The following is a 24464-nucleotide window of genomic DNA, read 5'->3' as shown; positions in this document are numbered from 1 at the left end:
ACTGATTAGTATCAGTTCATGCCGTATTTTTTCAATTTTTTGCGCAGCGTACCACGGTTGATGCCCATCATCAGAGCAGCACGGGTTTGGTTGCCACGGGTGTATTGCATCACCATGTCCAACAATGGCTGCTCTACTTCAGCCAGTACCAGCTCATACAGATCGTTTACATCTTGACCATTCAGTTGAGCAAAATAGTTCTTCAGTGCCTGTTTCACGGAGTCACGCAGGGGTTTTTGGGTAACCTGATCCTGAGAGTTAACGGTAGAAACGGTCAGTACGTCAGAATTTACGCGTTGTTCGAACATAGTTCTGTCAGCTCTTTATTTCTGTTTACGCAAAATTTTCGAAGTATGCCTCCAACGCCTCAAGCTGTTCGCTTGCATCCTCAATGGCGTTGAATGTGCGCCGAAACTGGTCATCCGGAGCGTGTTCCTGGAGATACCAGGATACGTGTTTGCGCGCAATTCGGTATCCCTTTACCTGACCATAAAAGTCATGGAGTTCCCGAATATGTGCGCAAAGTAAGCGCTTCACCTCTGCCAGAGGCAAGGGAGGAAGCAGCTCTCCAGTGTCCAGATAGTGCTGGATTTCCCGAAAGATCCAGGGTCTTCCCTGAGCTGCACGTCCTATCATCAGAGCATCAGCCCCTGTATAGTCGAGTACAGCTCTGGCTTTAAGCGGGTCAGTAATGTCGCCATTCGCGATAATCGGAATGGAAACTTTCTGCTTAACTGCCCGAATACTGTCGTACTCAGCGTTTCCCTGGAATAAACAGGCGCGGGTGCGTCCATGAATTGTCAGAGCCTGAATGCCACATTCTTCAGCCAGTTGGGCAATCTCTACACAGTTACGGTGCGCCGTGTCCCAGCCAGTGCGAATCTTTAACGTCACAGGAACGTCCACCGCCTTCACCACCGTCGTCACGATAGACTTCACCAGACTCGGGTACTGCAGAAGGGCTGAACCTGCCAGTTTACGATTCACTTTCTTTGCCGGGCACCCCATATTGATATCAATAATCTGAGCGCCATTAGCCACGTTAATGCGTGCGGCTTCTGCCATTTCTTCAGGCACGCTGCCGGCGATTTGCACGGTGCGAATACCCGGCTCATCGACATGCACCATCCGTAAACGGGATTTGTCACTCGCCCAAACTTCCGGGTTAGAAGACATCATCTCGGAAACGGTTAAACCTGCTCCCATCTCATAACACAGTGTCCTGAACGGTCTGTCGGTAATGCCAGCCATAGGTGCTGCGATAAGGCGATTTCTGAGCTGGTGGTGTCCGATGCGCATGAGTTAAGAAATGACCATACTGTACCTGCAAGGCGGCGTATATTACGCATTTTTTACACGAGATGAAAGGACAAACTTTGAACAATCCGCTGTTGTAGATCAATGAATCATTAGGCTGTGAGAATATCTACGATAAATAAATTTAAATATTAATAGGTTATATATTATTGGTTGTTTTGTGCGCTTTCAGGATTAATGTAAAATCAGTAGCAATTAACTGCTATTTAGGGCGTTATAGCCAGATAAATCGCTGCTTTATTCATCACTCCCGGTGTTTTAATGCGACGAATGTCGCATTTTTCCTGTCTTAAATGCCGGAGACGGACGGGGAAAAAAGGCTTAACGGCGGGAGCATTTTCCCGCCTTTTTGCTGCTTATTCCACCACGACGCGTCCATGCAGAGGCTGTACCGGTCGATTATTGTCATGATGCATAACCGCGGTGAATTGATGCAACTGTTGTTCAGAAAGCATCACCGGGTGCTTCATTACCAGCCAGCGCACGCCTTCGCTACAGGGAGGCGTTGTCAGAGAGCCGCTGAAGCGATAGTGCGATAACTCTTTCGGCAGCAATTTATTGACGTCAATTTTCTGTCTGAGCCCGAAGGATTCATCCGCTTTTGCCGGCATGTTCCGCCAGAGTTTGTCCAGCTCGCTGTTCGCCTCACCGGTCTCGAACATTACCGCAACGACGGCAATTTCCCCTTGGGCATTCTTATGGACCAGGTGCATTTCCATAGCGTAGTGCTTGCCGTGGATTGTATTTTCGCTCGGAGCGTGGAAATGGAGCTGCTCAAGCTGGTAAGGCGCGCCGTCAACGATCAGGGTATCTTTAGCGTCAGGCGCGAACCCTGCCTGAATGGTATGGCCATTGTTGAGGAGCGTAACCGGGGAATCCATATAGCTGGCTTTCAACGGAGTAATATGTGCTTTAACCGTTGCGTCAATATTTACCGGTGACTGGTTCATCCCGCTTTTGCACAGCTGATTTTCTGGCCCTGTTTCGCTCCAGTGTTCCGGCGATTCTGCCCCTTCATAGCTCCAGTGCGATGCCATCGCATAGTCCGGTAAAACGGTGATAACGAAGATTGCCGCGGCGCGTAAAGTATTGTTCATATATTCATTCCGTGATTATGTTGTTTTTAAATATTATTTAATTCAATGAATTAAGTGGGGTATTATAAGGCAAGGGCCTGAGGGCGCGAGGAGCAAAAAAGGTGGAGGGATAAAATTTAGGAATAATAACGTGGCCTTATGACCACGTTATCGAAAGCAGACTAGCGTTTGATCCCCGTAATACGGCACCACTCTTCTTTTTCAGCAACCGGGTCGAGCGTGAATTTATCCGCATAGGCTTCGCAAACGCCTTCCGCCTGGCTTGCCAGTACGCCAGAAAGACCCAGAAAACCTCCCTGGACCGGCAGCACGCTGATTAATGGCGCCAGTTCACGCAATGGACCTGCGAGGATGTTAGCGACCACCACGTCGGCGCTCATGGCTTCTGGCTGGTCTTTTGGCAAATAAAGCTCCAGGCGTTCAGAAACACCGTTACGCTGGGCATTATCACGGCTGGCCTGAATTGCCTGAGGATCGATATCAATGCCGATGGCTTTTGCCGCGCCCAGCTTCAAAGCGGCAATGGCCAGAATGCCGGAACCGCAGCCGAAATCGATGACGGTTTTGCCTGCTAAATCCAGCCCGTCGAGCCATTCAAGGCAAAGAGAAGTGGTGGGATGAGTGCCGGTGCCGAACGCCAGGCCCGGGTCGAGCATTACGTTCACGGCGTTTGCGTCAGGCACGTCGCGCCAGCTTGGGCAAATCCATAGTCGCTTACCGAAGCGCATAGGATGAAAGTTGTCCATCCATTCACGTTCCCAGTCTTTGTCTTCGAGCTGTTCAATTTTATGGTGGAAGCCTTCGCCGAGCAGAGGATGATTTTCAAGGATGGCGACAACCTCGGCCATATCGGCTTCGGCATCAAACAGGCCAATCACATCGGTATCGCCCCACAGACGAGTTTCACCCGGCAGAGGTTCAAATACCGGCGTGTCATGCGTGTCCTGAAACGTAACGGATACCGATCCGCTTTCTATCAGGGCATCGCCGAGTTCTTCAGCGTTTGAGCCGGAGGTATTAATCTTCAGTTGAATCCATGGCATGGCGAAACTCTTTATTTATCAGTAGTTGAAACAAGCGCTGGCTCAGGCATCCTGTGGCCAAAGCGGTTGCCGATCACGAAGGCCAGCAAGCTTAATAATAGTGAAGGAACGATCGGGTGGAAGCTGAATAGCTGGATATTAAAACTTGCCAGCAGGGCATACAGCACGCCGCCTACGATCATCGCGCTTAGCGCGCCCGTCGCATTCGCACGTTCCCAGTACAGGCCCAGCACCAGCGGCCAGAGGAACACAGCTTCCAGGCCGCCGAAAGCGAGCAGGTTAAGCCAGATTATCATCTCCGGCGGACGCCAGGCGGCAAGCAATAACAGAGCGCCTAATACCAGCGTAATGACGGAGGACATGCGCTTAAGCAGCTTTTCATTGCGGATCTGCTCAGGCCTCATGTTGAGGTAGAGATCTTTTACGATCGTCGCAGAGGACTGAAGCAGTTGCGCGTTGATGGTAGACATAATGGCCGCCATCGGCGCCGCAAGAAAGATCCCGGCCGCCACGGGCGGCAGTACCGTAACCATTAGCGTAGGAATGACAAGATCCGGCACGTGCAGATCCGGCAGTACGGCCCGACCCAGCGCGCCCGCCAGATGCATGCCAAACATCAATATGGCCACCACGATAGTGCCCAGAATAATGCCTCGGTGAACGGCTTTACTGTCTTTATAGGAGATGCAGCGCACGGCGGTGTGCGGCAAACCAATCACGCCAAAGCACACCAGCACCCAGAACGAGGTCATAAAGGCCGGTGAAAGAATGTTATCTGCGCCCTGCGGAGAAACCAGCTTCGGATCGATATGCTGAAGTTTATCAACGGCACTTTCGAGACCGCCTGCGGCATGAATTACGCCAATCAACAGCAGGACGGTGCCAAGCAACATCACAAGTCCCTGCATTGCGTCGTTTAATACACTGGCACGAAAACCGCCGAACGCGGTGTAAAGCGCAATGCTGATCCCGAAAATCAGCAGGCCGGTTTCGTAAGGAATACCCGCAGCGGTCTCAAGCAGGCGAGCGCCACCGATAAACTGCACGGTCATCGCGCCGATAAAAGCAACCAGCAGGCTCAGGCTTGCCAGCCAGACCAGCAGGCGGCTTTGGTAGCGGGCATAAAGCATATCGTTAAGCGTCACCGCATTGTAACGGCGGGCCAGAATGGCAAACTTCTTCCCTAAAATGCCTAACGACAACCAGACTGCGGGTAGCTGGATCATCGCCAGCAGAACCCAACCCAGGCCGTATTTATAGGCAGCCCCTGGCCCGCCGATAAACGAACTGGCGCTGATATAGGTGGCGGTTAAGGTCATCGCTAATACGAATCCACCCATTGAGCGGCTGCCCAGGAAGTATTCGTTCAGGAAGTTACCGGCGCTACGTTTGCGCATAGCGTAAATGGATAAGCCAAACACCACGAGCAGATAAGCTACGAGGGGCAGGACAACTTCAAGCTGCATTGTCGTCCTCCAGCGGAATATCCCGGAAGATAAACTTCACCATCATCCAGCACAGCAGAATAAAAACCAGCGGTACCAGCAGACAGGCCATCTCAAACCAGTGCGGCAGGCCGGTCGGGCCAATCTCATTACCGGGTAAGTAAGCAGCCACTAACCAAGCTGCGAGGTAGGCCAGGGTTAGCCACAGCGCCCAGCGCGCTTCTTTATGGGCCTGAACAAAACGCGTGTCCATTATCGTCCCTTGAATTCGCGGAAAGCGGCGATTGTAACGCATAGCAGCAGGAGGGGGATCAAAAAAGAAAAGGCCGCGCAAGCGGCCTTTTTAGCGACGTAGTAGAAAAGCTTAGTCCTGAAGACCCAGCTTTTTCTCCAGATAGTGGATGTTAGTGCCACCATGCTGGAAGTGTTCGTCGTTCATGATACGGGTCTGCAGCTCAACGTTGGTTTTAATGCCATCGATGATCAGCTCAGCCAGGGCGTTCTTCATACGAGAGATCGCCACTTCACGGGTTTCGCCGTAACAGATCAGTTTGCCAATCATGGAGTCGTAGTACGGCGGCACTGTATAACCGGCGTAAATATGCGATTCCCAGCGCACGCCAAAACCACCTGGCGCATGGAAGCGGGTGATTTTGCCCGGGCTTGGCAGGAAGGTGTTCGGGTCTTCGGCGTTAATACGGCATTCCACCGCGTGGCCTTTAACATGAACTTCATCCTGCTTGATAGACAGCGGCTGACCGGCAGCGATACGCAGTTGTTCTTTGATCAGGTCAACGCCGGTAATCATTTCAGTGACCGGATGCTCAACCTGAATACGGGTGTTCATCTCAATGAAGTAGAACTCGCCGTTTTCGAACAGGAACTCGAAGGTGCCCGCACCACGATAGTTGATATCGACACAGGCTTTCGCGCAACGCTCGCCGATGAAGCGGCGCAGTTCAGGCGTGATGCCCGGCGCTGGTGCTTCTTCAACAACTTTCTGGTGACGACGCTGCATGGAGCAGTCGCGTTCTGCCAGATAGATTGCGTTACCCTGACCGTCCGCCAGTACCTGAATTTCGATATGGCGAGGGTTTTCGAGGTACTTCTCCATATAGACCATATCGTTGTTGAAAGCCGCTTTCGCTTCCGCACGGGTCATATTAATGGATTGTTCCAGTTCCGCATCGCTGCGAACCACGCGCATACCACGACCGCCGCCGCCGCCGGACGCTTTGATAATTACCGGATAACCGATGCGTTTCGCATGGGCGCGGTTCTTATCCATATCGTCGTTCAGCGGGCCGTCAGAGCCTGGCACACAAGGCACGCCGGCTTTTTTCATGGCGTTGATTGCAGAAACTTTATCGCCCATCAGACGGATAGTTTCAGCACGCGGGCCAATGAAGATAAAGCCAGAACGCTCAACCTGCTCGGCAAAGTTGGCGTTTTCAGACAGGAAGCCGTAACCCGGGTGAATCGCTACTGCGCCAGTGATTTCAGCCGCAGAGATAATTGCCGGGATGTTCAGATAGCTTTTTACGGACGGAGCCGGGCCGATACAGACCGTCTCATCCGCCAGCAGTACGTGTTTTAAGTCGCGGTCCGCGGTGGAGTGCACGGCGACGGTCTTGATGCCCAGTTCTTTACAGGCACGAAGAATACGCAGGGCAATCTCACCACGGTTAGCGATAACAATTTTATCCAGCATGTTCGCCTCGTTACTCGATGACGACCAGCGGCTCGTCAAATTCTACCGGTTGGCCGTTTTCCACCAGAATGGCCTTCACCACGCCAGATTTGTCAGCTTCGATCTGGTTCATCATTTTCATTGCTTCAACGATGCACAGAGTGTCGCCAACGTTAACTTTCTGGCCAACTTCAACAAACGCTTTCGCATCCGGGCTTGGGGTGCGGTAGAAAGTACCGACCATCGGGGAACGTACGATGTGACCACTGACTTCAGCAGCCGCTGGCGCTTCCATCGCCGGGGCGGCGGTAGGTGCAACAGCGTTAGACAGACCAGGTTGCGGCTGTGGCTGGTACATTGGTGCAGCATAAGCTTGTTGCATCATCGGGTAGCTCGCGTTTGGCGCGCTACGGCTGATACGAACAGACTCTTCGCCTTCAGAAATTTCCAGTTCGGAGATGCCTGATTCTTCAACCAGCTCGATCAGTTTTTTAATCTTACGAATATCCATGAGTGGGTTCCGTACTCTTGTTTAGATGGATTTTGACAGGCGTTTGACCGCCGTCTGTAGTGCATATGAATAACCGTCAGCGCCTAATCCGCAGATAACGCCGACAGCTTTATCAGAAAGATACGAATGATGGCGGAACGGTTCGCGCGCATGCACATTGCTCAGATGGATCTCGATAAACGGGATATTCACCGCAAGCAGGGCATCACGCAGCGCAACGCTCGTATGCGTAAACGCGGCCGGATTAATCAGAATAAAGTCGACGTCGTCTTTCGCCTGATGAATTCGGTCGATTAGCGCATATTCCGCATTCGATTGCAGGTGGCTGAGCGACACGTTGAGGGTTTTCGCTTCGTTTTCAAGCATGTTAACAATCTGTGCCAGAGTCTGGTCGCCGTATTTATCCGGCTCGCGCGTTCCCAGCATATTCAGATTTGGACCGTTCAAAAGCAAAATGTGAAATTTACCCGACATCGTGCTGCCATCTCCTGCAATTTGTAGGCATTTTACAAAATATACCTAAGTTGCCCGGTTGTCACCTTCAGAGCCTAAAAATGACCCCTCGGAAAAACCAAAGTCGCACATTATAACGATTTCGTAGCATTTGGCAGCTAAATACTGGTCTTATCAGGGAAGATTTCCAACTGATATCGCTTAAGACGCCTGCCCGGCAAACGTCTTTTTTGCCAGCGTGAGCACATTTTCAGAATTTCGGAAGGGTCGTATTTACAGGCTTAACGCCACCACTGACGAAACTTCTTATAACGCAGGGCGAGGAGGATGAATGCACCTAAAGCATAAAGCAAGGGCTGAGGAGAGATAATTTTTACCGACCAAAGATAGTGAACAGGCGCAAGGATAGCTACCAAATACACGAAGTTATGCAGTTTTTGCCAGCGAGAACCTAGCTTACGTTGCGCGCTTTGCGTCGAGGTCGCGGCTAAAGCCAGCAAAACAAACCAGCTAATAATACCCAAAGACAGATAGGGACGCGTTATCAGTTCCTGACCGAGCAGGCTCAGGTTGCTTATCCCCAACTCCAGTAACGAATAGCTGACCAAATGCAGCGTCGCCCAGGCAAAGCACCAGACGCCAAGCAAACGACGTGTGCGAATAAGCAAAGGTTGTTTAGCATAGCGGGCAAGCGGCGTTATCAATAACGTAGCCAGTAACAATTTCAGCGCCATTCTGCCGGTAAAATGCTGAATATCTTTCGCCGGATCCGCGCTAAACAGTCCCTGACTGGCGGCATAGAACAGCCATATAAAAGGCAGGAAGGCGGCGAGATGTAGGGCCACCTTCAGCCAGGTAATTTGTTTCGCAGTCAGCCGCACTTAAAAATTCTCCTTAAGATTCAAACCGCGATACAACGAAGCAACCTGCTCTGCATAACCGTTAAACAGCGAGGTTGGCTGACGTTTTACATCCAGCACGCCGCCGGAACCGATAAATCTTTCCGACGCCTGTGACCAGCGGGGGTGATCAACATGTGGATTCACATTGGCATAGAACCCGTATTCGTCCGGCGCGGCCATGTTCCAGGTTGTTGGCGGTAATTCACGAACTAACTTAATGCTGACGATAGACTTGATGCCCTTGAAACCATATTTCCAGGGAACGGTGAGACGAATGGGCGCGCCATTTTGCGGCGGCAGCGCTTTGCCGTAAACGCCAACGGTCAGCATGGTCAGCGGGTGCATGGCCTCGTCGAGACGAAGCCCTTCCACATACGGGTATTTCAGGCCGCCGCCAATAAAACGATCCTTCTGGCCGGGCATTTGTTCCGGCGCGTAGAGCGTTTCAAAGGCGACATACTTAGCATTGCTGGTCGGCTCGACTAGCGCCAGCAATTTGCTTAGCGGGAAGCCTATCCACGGCACCACCATTGACCAGGCCTCCACGCAGCGCATGCGGTAAATGCGTTCTTCTAATGGAAAGCGTTTGTATAAGTCATCCAGATCGAGCGTCATGGGTTTGGCGACTTCACCGCTAATTTTCACCTGCCAGGGATCGGTTTTCAGGCTGCCCGCGTTTGCTGCCGGATCGGCTTTATCCAGCCCAAACTCATAAAAATTGTTATAACCGGTGACCTTATCAACCGGCGTGAGGGGGAGTTTTGCCTGCCATTGCGCGGGCTGGCTGAATGTCAGCGGTTTACCTGACGGAGCGGGCGGGCGGTCATTACCTTTAAACCACGAGAGAATGTCTGCGTCAGCCGTGCGCGGAAGAGAAAGCGCCGCCGCGCCAACCCCAAGCGCTTTGAGTATCTGACGACGCTTAAGCAAAAAAACGGATTCTGGCGTAACGTCCGCTTCGGTCAGATGAGTAACCTTCTTCATGGCAATCTCCAGTAGGGCTTTTTATTAAGCATGACGGAGAAGTTGCATCCCGGCGAATATGTCACAAAAAATTGAAATTTAAGTCAACGGGACTGCCACGCGAAGGGCATATCATTGGAAAAAAAAAGCAGGCGTATATACTCGCTAATTGACGCGTAATGCCCGTTTTTCGCAATCAATGGCGATATTTTGTCTGTGGGTATTTGCCTGGCATTGGCTTTTACTATGTAATGCCGCGTCAATCATGGCCCGGTTTAAGGCGACATTTTTCATCATACGGAGTTAACACAAGGATGCGATTAACGACGAAGCTTTCTGCTTTCATGACCTTACTCACCGGGTTGGCTATCTTTGTGACGCTAATCGGGTGCTCGCTGAGTTTTTTTAACGCAGCGCATGAAAAAGTTAATCAGCGGGTGCTGGCCGTCGCCACCATTATTGATAACGAACTGGTCACCTCTTCTCCACAGGCGTTGCTTGCTCGTCTTAATGAAGTCATGGTTCCCATCGATATCACTGAAATTCATCTTAGGATGGGTGACAAAGTGGTGTACGAACATGAGCTGAAACAGGTCTATAACCCTGCCGGCACTCATTACGGCTATCGCAGCGTAACGGTTGAATTAATGAAACATCCCGGCATGTTTGTCAGCCTGACTTTTCGCGATCCCGTGACGAATTACTACAACTCTTTGTTTAACACCGTGCCGCTCACAGTCGCTATCGGTTTAATGGTAGTGGTGCTGTTTTTTGCCGTTCGCTGGATGAAAAAACAGCTCGCAGGAGAAGAGTTGCTGGAAACCCGCGCCACCCGAATTCTTAACGGCGAGCGGAGTTCAGAAGTGAGGGGTTCGGTGCTTGAGTGGCCGACCCGCGCCAGCAGCGCGCTTGACGTGCTGCTTTCTGATTTACAAAACGCAAGCGAACAGCGCAGCAAAATGGACACGCTGATTCGCGCTTTCGCCGCACAAGACGCGAAAACCGGGCTTAATAATCGGCTGTTTTTTGATAACCAGTTGGCGACGCTGCTTGAAGACCAGGAGCGGGTTGGCGCATATGGCGTCGTGATGATTATCCGCCTGCCTGATTTCGACACTCTCCATGATACCTGGGGCCGCCCGGCGACCGAAGAATACCTCTTTACGCTTATTAATATGCTGTCGACCTTTGTGATGCGCTATCCCGGCGCGTTGCTGGCGCGCTATTTCCGTAGCGATTTTGCCGTTCTGCTGCCGCATCGCACGTTAAAAGAAGCCGATGGCATTGCAAGCCAGCTTCTGACGGCCATAGATACCCTGCCGCCAACCCGCATGTTAGATCGTAACGATATGCTGCATATCGGTATTTGCGCATGGCGTAGCGGGCAGACCAAAGAGCAGGTCATGGAGAATGCTGAGGTGGCAACCCGCAATGCCTCTTTGCAGGGGGCGAATAGCTGGTCGGTGTATGACGATAAACTGCCTGAAAAGGGGCGAGGAAACGTTAAGTGGCGTACGCTCATTGAGCAGGCGCTGCGACGCGGCGGCCCGCGTTTCTATCAAAAACCGGCGGTAATGCGCGACGGGTATACCCACCATCGCGAAATCATGTGCCGTATCTTTGATGGTGAACAGGAAGTTCTTTCGGCTGAGTATATGCCGATGGTGAGGCAGTTCGGTTTGTTCGAACAATATGACCGCCAGTTGGTTACCCGCGCCCTTCCTCTTGTCAGCTTCTGGCCGGAAGAAACGCTGGCCATCCAGATAACCGTCGACTCGCTGATCCGCGTTCCTTTCCAGCGCTGGTTAAGGGATGCGTTAATGCAATGTGAAAAATCGCTCCGTAAACGAATTATTTTTGAACTTGCAGAGGCAGATGTTTGTCAACACATCAGCCGGTTACAACCAGTTATACGTTTAATAAAGGCGTTGGGTGCTCGTGTTGCGGTTGTACAGGCGGGCTTAACCGTTGTGAGTACAACCTACATCAAGACGCTGAATATAGAACTTATTAAGCTTCATCCGGGGCTGGTGAGAAACATCGAGAAGCGAACCGAAAACCAGTTATTTGTACAAAGCCTGGTTGAAGCCTGTCATGGAACGCAAACTCAGGTTTTTGCCACGGGTGTAAGAAAACGTAGTGAATGGCAGACGCTGGTAGAGAAAGGGGTGAGCGGCGCTCAGGGTGATTTCTTTGCCGCCTCTGCGCCGCTCGACAGCAACGTGAAAAAATATTCTCAAAGATACTCGGTTTAACCTGCCGTTTATCAAGTTTTCACGTAGAATAACGCGCGCTGCATCTTAAGGGGACGCCTGCGTCTGCCGGACAGAATGTCGCAGCATTTAATGTATCGGTTTGCTACTTAGCCTTGTTCGTTTAATCTACAGCGTTTGTTCCCTTATATAGCGGTTTGAGAACCAATGTTTCTTAGGTGTAACAGGTGAAGTAAACTGCACAAATTTTCACCGTCGCAGAACATTTATGCGCCTTGTCGCTGCAACGTGTGGTTGGTAAAGTAAGCGGATTTTGTTTCCGCCCCAGCTTTCAGGATTATCCCTTAGTATGTTGAAAAAATTTCGTGGCATGTTTTCCAATGACCTGTCCATTGACCTGGGTACCGCGAATACCCTGATTTATGTAAAAGGACAAGGCATCGTACTGAATGAGCCCTCCGTCGTGGCCATTCGCCAGGATCGTGCCGGTTCACCAAAAAGCGTTGCTGCTGTAGGCCATGACGCAAAACAAATGCTGGGTCGTACGCCTGGCAACATCGCGGCTATTCGTCCAATGAAAGACGGCGTTATCGCTGACTTCTTCGTGACTGAAAAAATGCTGCAGCACTTCATCAAGCAGGTTCACAGCAATAGCTTTATGCGCCCAAGCCCGCGCGTGCTGGTGTGTGTTCCCGTTGGCGCAACGCAGGTAGAACGTCGTGCAATCCGTGAATCCGCTCAGGGCGCCGGCGCACGTGAAGTCTTCCTGATTGAAGAGCCAATGGCTGCCGCTATCGGTGCTGGCCTGCCGGTTTCTGAAGCAACCGGTTCTATGGTTGTGGATATCGGTGGCGGTACCACTGAAGTGGCCGTTATCTCCCTGAACGGCGTGGTTTACTCCTCTTCTGTTCGTATCGGCGGCGACCGTTTCGATGAAGCCATCATTAATTATGTGCGTCGTAACTACGGCTCCCTGATTGGGGAAGCAACAGCCGAACGTATCAAGCATGAAATCGGTTCTGCATATCCGGGTGATGAAGTGCGTGAAATCGAAGTGCGTGGTCGTAACCTGGCTGAAGGTGTTCCACGTGGTTTCACCCTGAATTCCAACGAAATTCTCGAAGCGCTGCAAGAGCCGCTGACGGGTATTGTTAGCGCGGTTATGGTTGCGCTGGAACAGTGTCCGCCGGAACTGGCTTCCGACATCTCCGAGCGCGGCATGGTGTTGACCGGCGGTGGCGCATTGCTGCGTAACCTTGACCGCCTGCTGATGGAAGAGACCGGTATTCCAGTAGTGGTTGCAGAAGATCCATTGACTTGCGTAGCCCGTGGCGGCGGCAAGGCGCTGGAAATGATCGACATGCACGGCGGCGACTTGTTCAGCGAAGAGTAATCAGCCGCAGGTAAGGGGGAGTCTATGACTGCCCCTTCTTGTTGGCCTGGGAATACGCATAGCCTATGAAGCCCATTTTTAGCCGTGGCCCGTCGCTGCAGTTTCGCCTGATCCTGGCGTTGCTGGTGGCGATTGGTGTCATTATTGCCGACAGCCGCCTCGGTACGTTCAGCCAAATCCGAACGTACATGGATACTGCCGTCAGTCCTTTCTATTTTGTCTCCAATGGTCCCCGTGAATTGCTTGATAGCGTGTCGCAAACGCTCGCTTCTCGTGATCAACTGGAACTTGAAAACCGTGCGTTGCGTCAGGAGTTGATCCTGAAGAACAGCGAATTGCTGATGATGGGCCAGTATCGTCAGGAAAACGCACGTCTGCGTGAATTGCTCGGCTCACCCTTACGGCAGGATGAGCAAAAAATGGTGACTCAGGTCATTTCTACGGTAAACGATCCCTACAGCGATCAGGTGGTGATTGATAAAGGCAGCGTAAACGGCGTTTACGAAGGCCAGCCGGTTATCAGTGATAAAGGCGTCGTAGGTCAGGTCATTGCCGTAGCGAAACTCACCAGCCGCGTGTTGTTGATTTGCGATGCGACCCACGCGCTGCCGATTCAGGTGCTGCGTAACGATATTCGCGTGATTGCAGCCGGCAACGGCTGTACTGACGATCTGCAACTGGAACATCTGCCAGCGAACACGGATATTCGTGTTGGAGATGTGCTTGTTACTTCAGGTCTGGGCGGCCGTTTCCCTGAAGGTTATCCGGTGGGCGTCGTTTCTTCTGTGAAACTTGATACTCAGCGTGCTTACACCGTCATTCAGGCTCGTCCAACGGCTGGTTTGCAGCGTCTGCGTTATTTGCTCCTGCTGTGGGGCGCGGATCGCGAAGGCAAAGTGCCAATGCCCCCTGAAGGAGTGCATCGCGTGGCTAACGAACGCTTAATGCAGATGATGCCGCAGGTTTTACCGCCGGCTGATTCCGTCGGGCCGCCCGCTCCGCTCCCTCCGCCGGCTACCGGTATGCCGCAGTCGCCTAATGCAGGGAATCCACCTCCTGCAACTGGCGTCCAGGGAGGGCAGTAGTGGGAAGTTATCGTAGTCAGGGTCGTTGGGTTATCTGGCTGTCATTTCTGGTAGCTCTGTTATTGCAGGTAATGCCCTGGCCGGACGACATGAAAGTCTATCGTCCGGACTGGGTATTATTGATCCTGCTGTATTGGATCCTCGCTTTGCCTCATCGCGTAAATGTAGGCACAGGTTTTGTCATGGGTGCCATACTTGATCTGATAAGTGGCTCCACGTTGGGCGTTCGCGCCCTGTCACTGAGTATTGTCGCCTACCTGGCAGCATTAAAATTCCAACTGTTCCGTAACCTCGCGCTCTGGCAGCAGGCACTGGTGGTGATGCTTTTATCACTGGTCACTGATGTCATTGTTTTCTGGTCAGAGTTTTTGGTCATTAACGTCTCTTTCCGGCCGGAAGTGTTCTGGAGCAGTGTAGTGAACGGCGTGCTTTGGCCATGGATATTCCTGTTGATGCGAAAAATTCGGCAACAATTTGCCGTGCAGTAAGGTTAAACATGACATCTTTATATCTTGCCTCTGGCTCCCCGCGTCGCCAGGAGCTTCTGACCCAGTTGGGCGTAGCCTTTGAACGTATCGTAACTGATGTGGAAGAGCGGCGTCTGAGCCATGAGAGCGCGGAGCAGTACGTTCGGCGCCTGGCTTGTGATAAAGCTCTGGCGGGTGTTGCGTTAGCTCAGCAAGATTTACCGGTGTTAGGCGCAGACACCATTGTTATCTACAATGGTGAAGTTTTGGAAAAACCGCGGGATCAGGCACATGCGGCACAGATGCTGCGATTGCTCTCCGGCCATCAACATCAGGTTATGACTGCGGTTGCGCTGGCGGACAGCCAGTCGGTGCTTGACTGCCTTGTGATAACAGAAGTGACATTCCGAAGCTTATCAGAACAGGATATCGCCGGTTACGTTGCCAGCGGTGAACCTATGGACAAAGCAGGGGCATACGGCATTCAGGGACTGGGCGGCTGTTTCGTCAGAAAGATAAATGGCAGTTACCATGCCGTTGTCGGATTGCCTCTGGTAGAAACGTATGAACTACTGAGTAATTTTCACGCATTGCGTGATGGACGAGGAAAAGATGACGGCTGAATTACTGGTCAATGTTACCCCTTCAGAAACGCGGGTAGCCTATATTGACGGCGGAATACTGCAGGAAATCCACATTGAGCGCGAAGCGCGCCGTGGGATCGTAGGGAATATCTACAAAGGTCGTGTTAGCCGGGTGCTACCGGGGATGCAGGCGGCATTTGTAGATATTGGCCTTGATAAGGCAGCGTTTCTTCACGCCTCCGACATCATGCCGCACACCGAATGCGTTGCGGGTGAAGAGCGTAAAAACTTCACCGTGCGCGACATCTCCGAACTGGTTCGCCAGGGACAGGATCTTATGGTGCAGGTGGTCAAAGATCCGCTTGGCACCAAAGGCGCTCGCCTGACCACGGACATCACGCTTCCTTCCCGCTATCTGGTGTTTATGCCCGGCGCCTCGCACGTCGGCGTTTCTCAGCGAATCGAAAGCGAAGAAGAGCGCGATCGTCTGAAACGCGTGGTCAGCGCCTACTGCGACGAGCAGGGCGGATTTATCATTCGTACCGCTGCTGAAGGCGTGTGCGAGGAAGATCTCTCTTCCGATGCTGCTTATCTCAAACGCGTATGGACCAAAGTCAGCGAGCGTAAAAAACGCAATAAAACGCGCTGCCAGCTTTATGGCGAACTTGCCCTGGCGCAACGCGTGCTGCGTGATTTTGCAGACGCTGCGCTGGACAGAATTCGTGTCGACTCTCGTCTGACCTACGACATGCTGCTGGAATTTACCGCAGAATACATGCCGGAAATGACCAGCAAAATTGAACATTACAGCGGCCGCCAGCCCATTTTCGATCTCTTTGACGTCGAAAATGAAATTCAGCGGGCGCTTGAGCGAAAAGTTGAGCTGAAATCCGGCGGTTATCTGGTTATCGATCAAACCGAAGCGATGACTACTGTCGATATCAACACCGGCGCGTTTGTCGGCCATCGCAACCTTGACGATACTATTTTCAACACCAACATCGAAGCCACGCAGGCTATCGCACGCCAGCTACGATTGCGTAACCTTGGCGGTATTATCATCATCGATTTTATCGATATGAGTAATGAAGATCATCGTCGTCGCGTGTTGCACTCTCTGGAACAGGCGTTGAGCAAAGATCGCGTGAAAACCAGCGTGAACGGTTTCTCGCAGCTTGGTCTGGTAGAGATGACCCGCAAACGTACCCGCGAGAGCGTGGAGCATGTACTTTGCGCAGGTTGCCCGACGTGCCACGGACGCGGCACGGTGAAAACTGTGGAAACAGTTTGCTATGAAATTATGCGCGAAATCGTGCGTGTCCATCACGCCTACGATTCCGACCGTTTCCTGGTGTATGCATCCCCGGCGGTTGGCGAAGCGCTGAAAAGCGAAGAATCTCACGCGCTGGCAGAGGTAGAAATCTTTGTCGGCAAGCAGGTAAAAGTACAAATCGAACCGCTCTATAATCAGGAGCAGTTCGACGTCGTTATGATGTAATCCTTTATACGGGTTGTACTTTTTAGGGTACCGAGCCGCAAGGCTGACAAGGAGAGATATGTGAGGCGACTGCCCGGCATTCTGCTACTCACAGGCGCAACGCTGATTGTTATCGTCGCACTGCTGGTGAGTGGTTTGCGGCTCGCTTTGCCACACCTGAATGCCTGGCGCCCGGCGCTGCTTGAAAAGATTGAATCCATAACGGGCGTGCCGGTGGATGCCAGTCAAATCAACGCAAGCTGGCAAAACTTCGGTCCGATGCTTGAAGTGCGCGATATCAAAGCCGGTCTGAAAGACGGCGGAGATATGAGTATCAAGCGCGTTACGCTTGCGCTCGATGTCTGGCAGAGCCTGCTTCATGCCCGCTGGCAGTTCCGCGATCTCACCTTTTATCAGCTCCATATGCGCAGCAACACCCCGCTTAGCCATAACACCGACGGCAAAATCAAAACGGGTAAAATCAGCGATCTCTTTTTACGCCAGTTCGATCACTTTGATCTACGCGACAGCTCCCTGAGTTTTCTTACGCTCTCCGGCCAGCGCGCCGAACTGTCCATTCCACAATTGACCTGGCTTAACTCCAAAAATCGTCACCGCGCTGAGGGGCAGGTCAGCCTTTCCAGTTTCAACGGGCAGCACGGTCTGGCAAACGTGCGTATGGATCTACGCGATGAAGACGGCATTCTTAACATTGGCAAGGTCTGGCTGCAGGCCGACCGGGTTGATGTCAAACCGTGGCTGGGCCGCTGGATGCAGGACAATATCGATTTGCAGGACGCTGAGTTTAGTCTTGAAGCCTGGATGGATGTTAAAGACGGGGATATTGCGGGCGGCAACATCTGGCTCAAGCAGGGCGGCGCAAGCTGGAAAGGCGAACAGACAACCCATCATTTATCAGTCGATAATTTAATGGCTCGCGTAAACCGCTCTGCGGCGGGCTGGGGCCTTGAAATCCCCTCCACCAATATCACGCTTGATGATAAAATCTGGCCAAAAGGTTCGCTGAGCCTTGCGTGGCTCGAACCGCAGGACGTGGGCGGCAAAGAGAGCAAACGTAGCGAAGAGCTGCGCGTGCGTGCCACGAATATGGAACTGGAAAGTTTCAACGGCCTGCTGCCGATCGCCGCCAAAATCTCTCCTGATTTGGGCGAAATCTGGAACGTCCTGCAACCGCATGGCCACATCGACGTGCTGGCGGTGGATATCCCGCTGCAACAAACCGAAAAAACGCGTATGCAGGGGCGCTGGAAAGATGTTAGCTGGAACCAGTGGAAAATGCTGCCGGGCACCGAACATTTCTCGGGTTCGATTACCGGCAGCGTAGAGCACGGACAGCTAAATGCGCTGGTGAGCGATGCGAAAATGCCGTACGAGACGGTATTTCGCGCACCGCTGGAAATAGAAAAAGGGGCTGCGACTCTTGAATGGAAGAGAAATGCCAGCGGCTTCCAGCTCGACGGTAAAAACCTGGACGTTAAAGCCCGCTCGGTTTGGGCACGTGGCGATTTCCGCTACTTCCAGCCTGCTGAGGGCGATCCGTGGTTAAGCATTCTGGCGGGCATCAACACTGATAACGGCGCAGACGCCTGGCGCTACTTCCCTGAAAACCTGATGGGTAAAGCGCTGGTGGACTATCTGAGCGGAGCCATTCAGGGCGGGCAGGCAGAAAACGCCACGCTGGTTTACGGCGGCAACCCGCATCTGTTCCCCTATCAGCATAACGAAGGGCAGTTTGAAGTTTTCGTTCCGTTACGCAAGGCCAAATTTGCTTTCCAGCCGGACTGGCCCGCGCTGGAAGACCTCAATATAGAACTGGATTTCATCAACGACGGCCTGTGGATGAAGAGCGACGAGGTAAAACTTGGTGGCGTCACCGGGCGCAATCTTACCGCGACCATTCCGGATTACTCGAAAGATAAGCTGCTGATTGATTCTGATATCAGCGGGCCTGGCAGCGCCATCGGGCCTTATTTTAAAGAGACGCCGCTTGATGACTCGCTGGCCGCAGCCCTTGATGAGCTCCAGATTGGCGGCGATGTGAATGCTCGCTTACATCTTGATATTCCGTTAGACGGCAAGATGACGACGGCGAAAGGCGACGTGATGCTTAATAACAACACGCTGCTGATTAAACCGCTATCCAGCACCCTGAAAAACCTGAGCGGTAAATTCAGCTTCGTGAATGGCGATTTACACAGTGAACCGCTGCGCGCCACCTGGTTTAATCAGCCAGTAGCCATTGATTTTAATACTAAAACTGGCGAGAAGGATTATAAGATTGGCGTTAACCTGAACGGTGACTGGCAGCCAAATAAAACGGGCGTGTTACCGGAACAGGTGAATAAAGCTCTGCGCGGCAGCGCGGCCTGGAAAGGCGTGGTGGGTATAACGCTGCCTTATCGCGGCAACGCCAGCTATAAAGTCGACCTGGATGCCGATCTTAAGAATGTAAGTAGTCACTTACCTGCACCGGTCGATAAATCCACCGGGCAACCGCTGCCGCTTAAGGTTGCGGTGAAAGGCGACCTTAACAGTTTCACTCTGACCGGCAGCGCCGGGGCGACAAATCGTTTTTCCAGCCGCTGGCTGCTTAATAAAAAACTGACGCTCGATCGGGCTATCTGGGCGACGGATAGCCATACTATTCCCCCTCTGCCTGAACAGCCGGGGCTGGAATTGGACCTGCCGGCGATGGACGGCGCGCAGTGGCTGGCTCTGTTCAGTCAGGGCGCGGTGACGGGCGTTGGCGATTCGGCAGTTTTCCCATCGGATATTACGCTCAGAACGCCTGCTTTGACTCTTGCCGGGCAGCAATGGAATAACCTCAGCCTGGTTTCGCATGCAACAACAATGGGCACTCAGGTGAATGCGCAGGGCCGTGAGATTAACGCAACGCTGAATATGCATAACAATGCGCCATGGCAGGCAGCTATTAAGTATCTTTACTTCAATCCTGACTGGAACATCGTCAAATCATCCACTCCGCCGAGCGACACGTCTCAACCTTCTGCTCAGGATGCAATCAGTTTCCGCGACTGGCCTGACGTCGAGTTGCGCTGCGCCGAATGTTGGCTGTGGGGGCAAAAATATGGACGTGTTGACAGCGATGTAAACATTAAAGGCGACACCTTAAAACTCAGCAACGCTCTGATCGATACCGGCTTTGCACGCCTGACGGGCGACGGGGAATGGGTAAACAGCCCAACGGAAATGCGTACCTCCCTGAAAGGGAAGCTAAAAGGTAAAAAACTGGATGCGGCGACTAATTTCTTTGGCGTGAAGACGCCAATTCAGGGTTCCTCATTCGACGTGGAATACGATTTACACTGGCGCGATGTGCCCTGGAGACCGCAAGAGTCCTCTCTGAATGGCATCCTGCATACTCGTCTGGGTAAAGGACAAATCGCCGAGCTGGGCACGGGCCATGCAGGCCAGTTGCTGCGCCTGGTGAGCTTTGATGCGCTGATGCGTAAGCTGCGTTTTGACTTCAGCGATACCTTTGGCGACGGATTCTACTTTGACTCTATCCGCAGCACGGCATGGATAAAAGACGGGGTGCTGCATACCGACGACACGCTGGTGGACGGCCTGGAAGCGGATATCGCCATGAAAGGCTCGGTTGACCTGGTTCGCCGACAACTCGATATGGAGGCCGTGGTCGCCCCGGAAATCTCCGCGACAGTTGGCGTGGCGACAGCCTTTGTCATCAATCCGATTGTTGGCGCAGCCGTCTTCGCCGCAAGCAAAGTGCTTGGGCCTCTGTGGAGTAAAATTTCCGTTCTGCGCTACCACATCACCGGGCCGGTAGATAATCCGCAAATCAACGAAGTGCTGCGCCAGCCGCGCGTGAACAAAGCTAAGTGATTTGACGCGAGGAGCTAATTGCCGCAAGCTCAATAGATATGCCCGTCATATTTCAGGCCACAGACGCGTTGGCTGCGCTCGCTCACTCCAGTCACATAGTAAAAATATGCTCCTGGGGAATCACGAGCTTGCCGCCTTTCCGTGACCTGAACTAGTTAGGGCACCTCCAAATTGTATGAAACAAGAGTATTCAAACGATGAGTCTGAACCTGGTAAGTGAGCAGTTGCTGTCTGCGAATGGCTTAACCCATCAAGATCTGTTTTCTATCCTCGGGCAGTTGTCCGAGCGTCGGCTCGACTATGGGGATCTCTATTTCCAGTCCAGTTATCACGAATCCTGGGTGCTAGAAGACCGCATTATTAAAGATGGCTCGTACAACATTGACCAGGGCGTCGGCGTGCGTGCTGTTAGCGGTGAGAAAACCGGTTTTGCTTATGCCGATCAAATCAGCCTGCTGGCGCTGGAACAAAGTGCCCACGCGGCACGGAGCATTGTTCGTGAGCAAGGCGATGGCCGCGCACGTACGCTCGGAGCGGTGCAGCACAGCGCGCTGTATACCAGCGCCGATCCTTTGCAGAGCATGACCCGTGAAGAGAAGCTCGACATCCTTAAGCGTGTCGATAGTGTGGCACGAGCAGCAGATCCCCGCGTGCAGGAAGTTACTGCCAGTCTGACCGGCGTTTATGAATTAATTCTGGTGGCGGCAACTGACGGCACTCTTGCGGCGGATGTTCGTCCGCTGGTGCGTTTGTCCGTCAGCGTTCAGGTTGAAGAAGACGGCAAGCGCGAGCGCGGTTCCAGCGGTGGCGGCGGTCGTTTTGGTTATGATTATTTCCTCGAAACCATCGGCGGTGAAGTTCGTGCCGATGCATGGGCGAAAGAAGCCGTGCGTATGGCGCTGATTACTTTGTCTGCCGTCGCGGCGCCAGCGGGTATGTTCCCGGTAGTTCTGGGCGCAGGCTGGCCTGGCGTACTGCTGCATGAAGCTGTTGGTCACGGCCTGGAAGGTGATTTTAATCGTCGCGGCACCTCTGTGTTCAGCGGCCAGATGGGCCAGTTGGTCGCCTCGGAGCTTTGCACCGTTGTGGATGACGGCACTATGGCTAACCGCCGTGGTTCGGTTGCTATCGACGATGAAGGCGTGCCGGGACAATATAACGTGCTTATCGAAAACGGCATTCTGAAAGGTTATATGCAGGACAAGCTAAACGCGCGTCTGATGGGGGTTGCGCCAACGGGCAACGGCCGCCGTGAGTCCTACGCGCATTTACCAATGCCGCGCATGACCAACACCTATATGCTGGCAGGTAAATCCACGCCGCAGGAGATTATTGAATCCGTTGAGTACGGTATCTACGCGCCAAACTTCGGCGGCGGTCAGGTGGATATTACCTCCGGTAAGTTCGTGTTCTCGACTTCAGAAGCGTATCTGATTGAAAAAGGCAAAGTCACTAAGCCGGTTAAAGGTGCGACGCTGATTGGTTCCGGCATTGAAACCATGCAGCAAATTTCGATGGTAGGTAACGATCTGGCGCTTGATAACGGCGTGGGCGTCTGCGGCAAAGAAGGCCAGAGCCTGCCGGTAGGCGTCGGCCAGCCGACGCTTAAGGTCGATAATCTTACCGTTGGCGGTACGGCATAAAACCGAACAGCCGGGTTAACCCCGGCTATTTTCTTTCCCGCGCCCGTTTCTTTCCCGCACGCCCTGGTACAGTTGCGCCACCTTCACAAAATACTCCGTCAGATAGTTAATACACACCTGCACTTTCAGCGGCAGTTTGTCTTTTTGGGTATAAAGCGCGTACACCGGGCGAGGATCCGACTGGTAGCGGGGGAATAAAATCTCCAGCTCGCCATTGTTGATCTCTTCGATCACCCACATTAGCGGCACGTAAGCGATCCCGGCGCCAGCCTTCAACCAGCGTGAAAGCGTCATCGGATCGTTGGTGACGAAGCGCCCCTGCGGGATCATCTTCGTGGAAATACCTTCAGGAGCGATGAGCTCAAATTCGTTGTCGGGACGAACGCTGTATTCCAGCCACGAATGGTTTGCCAGATCGGCCGGTTTTTCCGGTATGCCGTTTTGCTGAAGGTAGCTTTTCGAGGCGCAAATAACCATTGGCATTGACCCAAGCCGTTTTGAAAACAGGCTGGAATCCTGAAGCGCGCCTACGCGAATCACCACGTCGAGACCGTCTGCAATCAGGTCCGGGGCAGGAATGCCGGTTACCAGATTAACCGTAAGCCCAGGGTACTCTTTAAGCATGTCCGCCGTCATATTTGCGAGGACATTCTGTGCCATGGTTGAAGAACTGCCGATTCGCAGCGTGCCGATTGGCGTATTGTTGAAGGCGTAAAGCTGTTCATGCACCTCCTGGGCTTCATGTAACATCTTGCGGCAGCCGAGATAGTAAATTTTGCCGGCCTCGGTAAGGCCAATGCTACGCGTACTGCGGTTTAACAGCTTTACCTGCAGTTCGTCTTCAAGCTTAGAAACCGTCTGGCTGATGGACGATACGCTCATCTGCAATTGCCTTGCGGCGGCGGTAAAAGAGCCAAGATCGACCACTTTGGCAAAAACCGACATGCGTTTAAGTCTTTCCATTGTTCACTCTGAGTTAAAAGTGATTTAGATCACAGATTATAGATAACAAGGTAACAGTTACGTTAATATATTATTATTAACACAGCCCAAACCGCGTTCTCGCCTGCCGTTCCTGGCAACTATTTAGTCGCGGATAATCGTCCTGGGCCTGTGTCACCTGCACTATCCTTTACAAGGTTAACATGAGTTTATTTCCGGTTATCGTGGTATTCGGTCTTTCCTTTCCACCGATATTCTTTGAGCTGATCATTTCACTGGCGGTTTTCTGGCTGGTGCGCCGCCTGCTTACCCCTACGGGTATCTATGATTTCGTCTGGCATCCGGCATTATTCAATACAGCGCTTTACTGCTGCCTGTTTTATCTCGTCTCGCAGCTGTTTGTTTGAGGTTGATGTGAAAACACTTACAAGAAAAATGATCCGTACCGCCATCACGCTGATTCTGGTGCTGCTGGCTTTCATCGCTATCTTCCGCGCCTGGGTGTTTTACACCGAGTCGCCCTGGACGCGTGACGCCCGTTTTACTGCGGATGTTGTGGCGATTGCGCCTGATGTTTCCGGGCTGATTACTAATGTGAACGTGCACGATAACCAACTGGTTAAAAAAGACCAGGTGCTGTTTACCATCGACCAGCCGCGTTATCAAAAGGCGCTGGCAGAGGCGCAGGCGGACGTGGCTTATTACGAAGCGCTGGCAAGTGAAAAACGCCGTGAGGCCGGACGCCGTAACAGGTTGGGTATCCAGGCGATGTCGCGTGAAGAAATCGATCAGTCGAACAACCTGCTGCAAACCGTATTGCATCAGCTTGCGAAGGCGCAGGCAACGCGCGATCTGGCGGATCTCGACCTGCAGCGTACCGTTGTACGTGCCCCGGCGGACGGCTGGGTAACCAACCTGAACGTGCACGGCGGCGAGTTTATTACTCGTGGCTCAACGGTGGTGGCGCTGGTAAAACAGCACTCTTTCTACATTCTTGCCTATATGGAAGAGACCAAGCTTGAAGGCATCCGTCCGGGTTATCGCGTTCAGATAACGCCGCTGGGCAGCAACCGCGTGTTACGCGGCACCGTAGACAGCATCTCGGCCGGCGTAACCAATGCCAGCAGCACCAGCGATACAAAAGGCATGGCTACCGTGGACTCTAATCTGGAATGGGTTCGCCTGGCGCAGCGTGTGCCGGTACGTATTCGCCTGGATGAGCAGCAGGGCAACCTGTATCCGGCAGGCACCACGGCTACGGTCGTCGTCACCGGTGAGAAAGATCGCGATGTCGAGCACGACTCTGCATTCATCAAATTCATGCATCGTCTGCGTGAATTTGGGTAAGCCGGGC

Annotated in this window: 22 protein-coding genes; 10 read left to right on the top strand and 12 right to left on the bottom strand. The window is 52.7% G+C overall.

Annotated features, from left to right (window positions below):
- Window positions 1-11: 11 nt before the first annotated feature.
- The 11 genes from fis to msrP form a co-directional block, all read right to left on the bottom strand.
- Complete coding sequence (gene fis, locus MUA00_RS09540) at window positions 12-308, bottom strand: DNA-binding transcriptional regulator Fis (RefSeq protein ID WP_000462905.1); 297 nt, start codon at window positions 306-308, stop codon at window positions 12-14.
- A 25-nt stretch (window positions 309-333) separates the two neighbouring features.
- Window positions 334-1299 carry a tRNA dihydrouridine synthase DusB gene (gene dusB / locus MUA00_RS09535; RefSeq protein ID WP_271122847.1) on the bottom strand — a complete coding sequence of 322 codons (966 nt, stop codon included), beginning with the start codon at window positions 1297-1299 and terminating at the stop codon, window positions 334-336.
- Window positions 1300-1673: 374 nt separating this feature from the next.
- A complete protein-coding gene (locus MUA00_RS09530) occupies window positions 1674-2414 on the bottom strand; it encodes a carbonic anhydrase (RefSeq protein ID WP_271122846.1) in 741 nt (246 codons plus the stop codon).
- A 161-nt stretch (window positions 2415-2575) separates the two neighbouring features.
- A complete protein-coding gene (gene prmA / locus MUA00_RS09525) occupies window positions 2576-3457 on the bottom strand; it encodes a 50S ribosomal protein L11 methyltransferase (protein ID WP_271122845.1) in 882 nt (293 codons plus the stop codon).
- Window positions 3458-3468: 11 nt separating this feature from the next.
- Complete coding sequence (gene panF / locus MUA00_RS09520) at window positions 3469-4923, bottom strand: sodium/pantothenate symporter (RefSeq protein ID WP_271122844.1); 1455 nt, start codon at window positions 4921-4923, stop codon at window positions 3469-3471.
- Window positions 4913-5155 carry a YhdT family protein gene (locus MUA00_RS09515; RefSeq protein WP_271122843.1) on the bottom strand — a complete coding sequence of 81 codons (243 nt, stop codon included), beginning with the start codon at window positions 5153-5155 and terminating at the stop codon, window positions 4913-4915. The genes panF and MUA00_RS09515 overlap by 11 nt, the downstream gene beginning before the upstream one ends.
- Window positions 5156-5266: 111 nt before the next feature.
- Window positions 5267-6613 (bottom strand): acetyl-CoA carboxylase biotin carboxylase subunit, encoded by a 1347-nt coding sequence (gene accC, locus MUA00_RS09510; RefSeq protein WP_271122842.1) that lies wholly within the window; start codon window positions 6611-6613, stop codon window positions 5267-5269.
- 10 nt (window positions 6614-6623) lie between these two features.
- Window positions 6624-7103: an acetyl-CoA carboxylase biotin carboxyl carrier protein gene (accB, locus tag MUA00_RS09505; RefSeq protein ID WP_271122841.1), complete on the bottom strand. Its 480-nt coding sequence runs from the start codon at window positions 7101-7103 to the stop codon at window positions 6624-6626.
- Window positions 7104-7124: 21 nt separating this feature from the next.
- Complete coding sequence (gene aroQ / locus MUA00_RS09500) at window positions 7125-7577, bottom strand: type II 3-dehydroquinate dehydratase (protein ID WP_271122840.1); 453 nt, start codon at window positions 7575-7577, stop codon at window positions 7125-7127.
- A gap of 260 nt (window positions 7578-7837) precedes the next feature.
- Window positions 7838-8437: a protein-methionine-sulfoxide reductase heme-binding subunit MsrQ gene (msrQ, locus tag MUA00_RS09495; protein WP_271122839.1), complete on the bottom strand. Its 600-nt coding sequence runs from the start codon at window positions 8435-8437 to the stop codon at window positions 7838-7840.
- Window positions 8438-9442 carry a protein-methionine-sulfoxide reductase catalytic subunit MsrP gene (msrP, locus tag MUA00_RS09490; protein ID WP_271122838.1) on the bottom strand — a complete coding sequence of 335 codons (1005 nt, stop codon included), beginning with the start codon at window positions 9440-9442 and terminating at the stop codon, window positions 8438-8440.
- A gap of 293 nt (window positions 9443-9735) precedes the next feature.
- On the opposite strand from msrP, the gene csrD reads away from it, so the two are divergent.
- From csrD to tldD, 8 genes are all read left to right on the top strand, one after another.
- Complete coding sequence (csrD, locus tag MUA00_RS09485) at window positions 9736-11676, top strand: RNase E specificity factor CsrD (protein ID WP_271122837.1); 1941 nt, start codon at window positions 9736-9738, stop codon at window positions 11674-11676.
- Window positions 11677-11983: 307 nt separating this feature from the next.
- Entirely contained in the window at window positions 11984-13027 is a 1044-nt protein-coding gene (gene mreB, locus MUA00_RS09480) for a rod shape-determining protein MreB (RefSeq protein ID WP_000913396.1), read from the top strand.
- Between the two features lie 65 nt (window positions 13028-13092).
- On the top strand, window positions 13093-14112 hold the full coding sequence (gene mreC, locus MUA00_RS09475; protein WP_271122836.1) for a rod shape-determining protein MreC: 1020 nt from the start codon (window positions 13093-13095) through the stop codon (window positions 14110-14112).
- Window positions 14112-14600 (top strand): rod shape-determining protein MreD, encoded by a 489-nt coding sequence (gene mreD / locus MUA00_RS09470; RefSeq protein WP_271122835.1) that lies wholly within the window; start codon window positions 14112-14114, stop codon window positions 14598-14600. Before mreC ends, mreD begins: the two co-directional genes overlap by 1 nt.
- Window positions 14601-14608: 8 nt before the next feature.
- Window positions 14609-15202, top strand: coding sequence for a Maf family protein (locus MUA00_RS09465; protein WP_271122834.1), 594 nt, complete (start codon window positions 14609-14611; stop codon window positions 15200-15202).
- On the top strand, window positions 15192-16661 hold the full coding sequence (gene rng / locus MUA00_RS09460) for a ribonuclease G (protein ID WP_271122833.1): 1470 nt from the start codon (window positions 15192-15194) through the stop codon (window positions 16659-16661). Before MUA00_RS09465 ends, rng begins: the two co-directional genes overlap by 11 nt.
- Window positions 16662-16721: 60 nt before the next feature.
- Window positions 16722-20525 (top strand): AsmA2 domain-containing protein YhdP, encoded by a 3804-nt coding sequence (yhdP, locus tag MUA00_RS09455; protein WP_271122832.1) that lies wholly within the window; start codon window positions 16722-16724, stop codon window positions 20523-20525.
- Between the two features lie 197 nt (window positions 20526-20722).
- Window positions 20723-22168, top strand: coding sequence for a metalloprotease TldD (tldD, locus tag MUA00_RS09450; protein ID WP_271122831.1), 1446 nt, complete (start codon window positions 20723-20725; stop codon window positions 22166-22168).
- A gap of 15 nt (window positions 22169-22183) precedes the next feature.
- Here the strand turns inward: tldD and aaeR are convergent, their stop codons facing one another.
- Window positions 22184-23131, bottom strand: coding sequence for an HTH-type transcriptional activator AaeR (gene aaeR, locus MUA00_RS09445; RefSeq protein WP_271122830.1), 948 nt, complete (start codon window positions 23129-23131; stop codon window positions 22184-22186).
- A 182-nt stretch (window positions 23132-23313) separates the two neighbouring features.
- Here aaeR and aaeX point away from each other — a divergent pair, with 182 nt between their 5' ends.
- Window positions 23314-23517 carry a p-hydroxybenzoic acid efflux pump operon protein AaeX gene (aaeX, locus tag MUA00_RS09440; protein WP_271122829.1) on the top strand — a complete coding sequence of 68 codons (204 nt, stop codon included), beginning with the start codon at window positions 23314-23316 and terminating at the stop codon, window positions 23515-23517.
- Between the two features lie 7 nt (window positions 23518-23524).
- Window positions 23525-24457 (top strand): p-hydroxybenzoic acid efflux pump subunit AaeA, encoded by a 933-nt coding sequence (gene aaeA, locus MUA00_RS09435; protein ID WP_271122828.1) that lies wholly within the window; start codon window positions 23525-23527, stop codon window positions 24455-24457.
- Window positions 24458-24464: the final 7 nt, after the last annotated feature.

This window comes from Dryocola boscaweniae, assembly GCF_025215095.1.
Taxonomy (GTDB): domain Bacteria; phylum Pseudomonadota; class Gammaproteobacteria; order Enterobacterales; family Enterobacteriaceae; genus Dryocola; species Dryocola boscaweniae.
Note: the sequence above shows the minus strand (reverse complement) of the source record. Positions and strands in the feature narration are given on the sequence as shown.

Excerpts from the sequence above, each read along its gene's own strand:
- fis (WP_000462905.1), bottom strand. The coding sequence starts at position 308 with ATGTTCGAACAACGCGTAAATTCTGACGTACTGACCGTTTCTACCGTT.
- dusB (WP_271122847.1), bottom strand. The coding sequence starts at position 1,299 with ATGCGCATCGGACACCACCAGCTCAGAAATCGCCTTATCGCAGCACCT.
- MUA00_RS09530 (WP_271122846.1), bottom strand. The coding sequence starts at position 2,414 with ATGAACAATACTTTACGCGCCGCGGCAATCTTCGTTATCACCGTTTTA.
- prmA (WP_271122845.1), bottom strand. The coding sequence starts at position 3,457 with ATGCCATGGATTCAACTGAAGATTAATACCTCCGGCTCAAACGCTGAA.
- panF (WP_271122844.1), bottom strand. The coding sequence starts at position 4,923 with ATGCAGCTTGAAGTTGTCCTGCCCCTCGTAGCTTATCTGCTCGTGGTG.
- MUA00_RS09515 (WP_271122843.1), bottom strand. The coding sequence starts at position 5,155 with ATGGACACGCGTTTTGTTCAGGCCCATAAAGAAGCGCGCTGGGCGCTG.
- accC (WP_271122842.1), bottom strand. The coding sequence starts at position 6,613 with ATGCTGGATAAAATTGTTATCGCTAACCGTGGTGAGATTGCCCTGCGT.
- accB (WP_271122841.1), bottom strand. The coding sequence starts at position 7,103 with ATGGATATTCGTAAGATTAAAAAACTGATCGAGCTGGTTGAAGAATCA.
- aroQ (WP_271122840.1), bottom strand. The coding sequence starts at position 7,577 with ATGTCGGGTAAATTTCACATTTTGCTTTTGAACGGTCCAAATCTGAAT.
- msrP (WP_271122838.1), bottom strand. The coding sequence starts at position 9,442 with ATGAAGAAGGTTACTCATCTGACCGAAGCGGACGTTACGCCAGAATCC.
- csrD (WP_271122837.1), top strand. The coding sequence starts at position 9,736 with ATGCGATTAACGACGAAGCTTTCTGCTTTCATGACCTTACTCACCGGG.
- mreB (WP_000913396.1), top strand. The coding sequence starts at position 11,984 with ATGTTGAAAAAATTTCGTGGCATGTTTTCCAATGACCTGTCCATTGAC.
- mreC (WP_271122836.1), top strand. The coding sequence starts at position 13,093 with ATGAAGCCCATTTTTAGCCGTGGCCCGTCGCTGCAGTTTCGCCTGATC.
- MUA00_RS09465 (WP_271122834.1), top strand. The coding sequence starts at position 14,609 with ATGACATCTTTATATCTTGCCTCTGGCTCCCCGCGTCGCCAGGAGCTT.
- rng (WP_271122833.1), top strand. The coding sequence starts at position 15,192 with ATGACGGCTGAATTACTGGTCAATGTTACCCCTTCAGAAACGCGGGTA.
- tldD (WP_271122831.1), top strand. The coding sequence starts at position 20,723 with ATGAGTCTGAACCTGGTAAGTGAGCAGTTGCTGTCTGCGAATGGCTTA.
- aaeR (WP_271122830.1), bottom strand. The coding sequence starts at position 23,131 with ATGGAAAGACTTAAACGCATGTCGGTTTTTGCCAAAGTGGTCGATCTT.
- aaeX (WP_271122829.1), top strand. The coding sequence starts at position 23,314 with ATGAGTTTATTTCCGGTTATCGTGGTATTCGGTCTTTCCTTTCCACCG.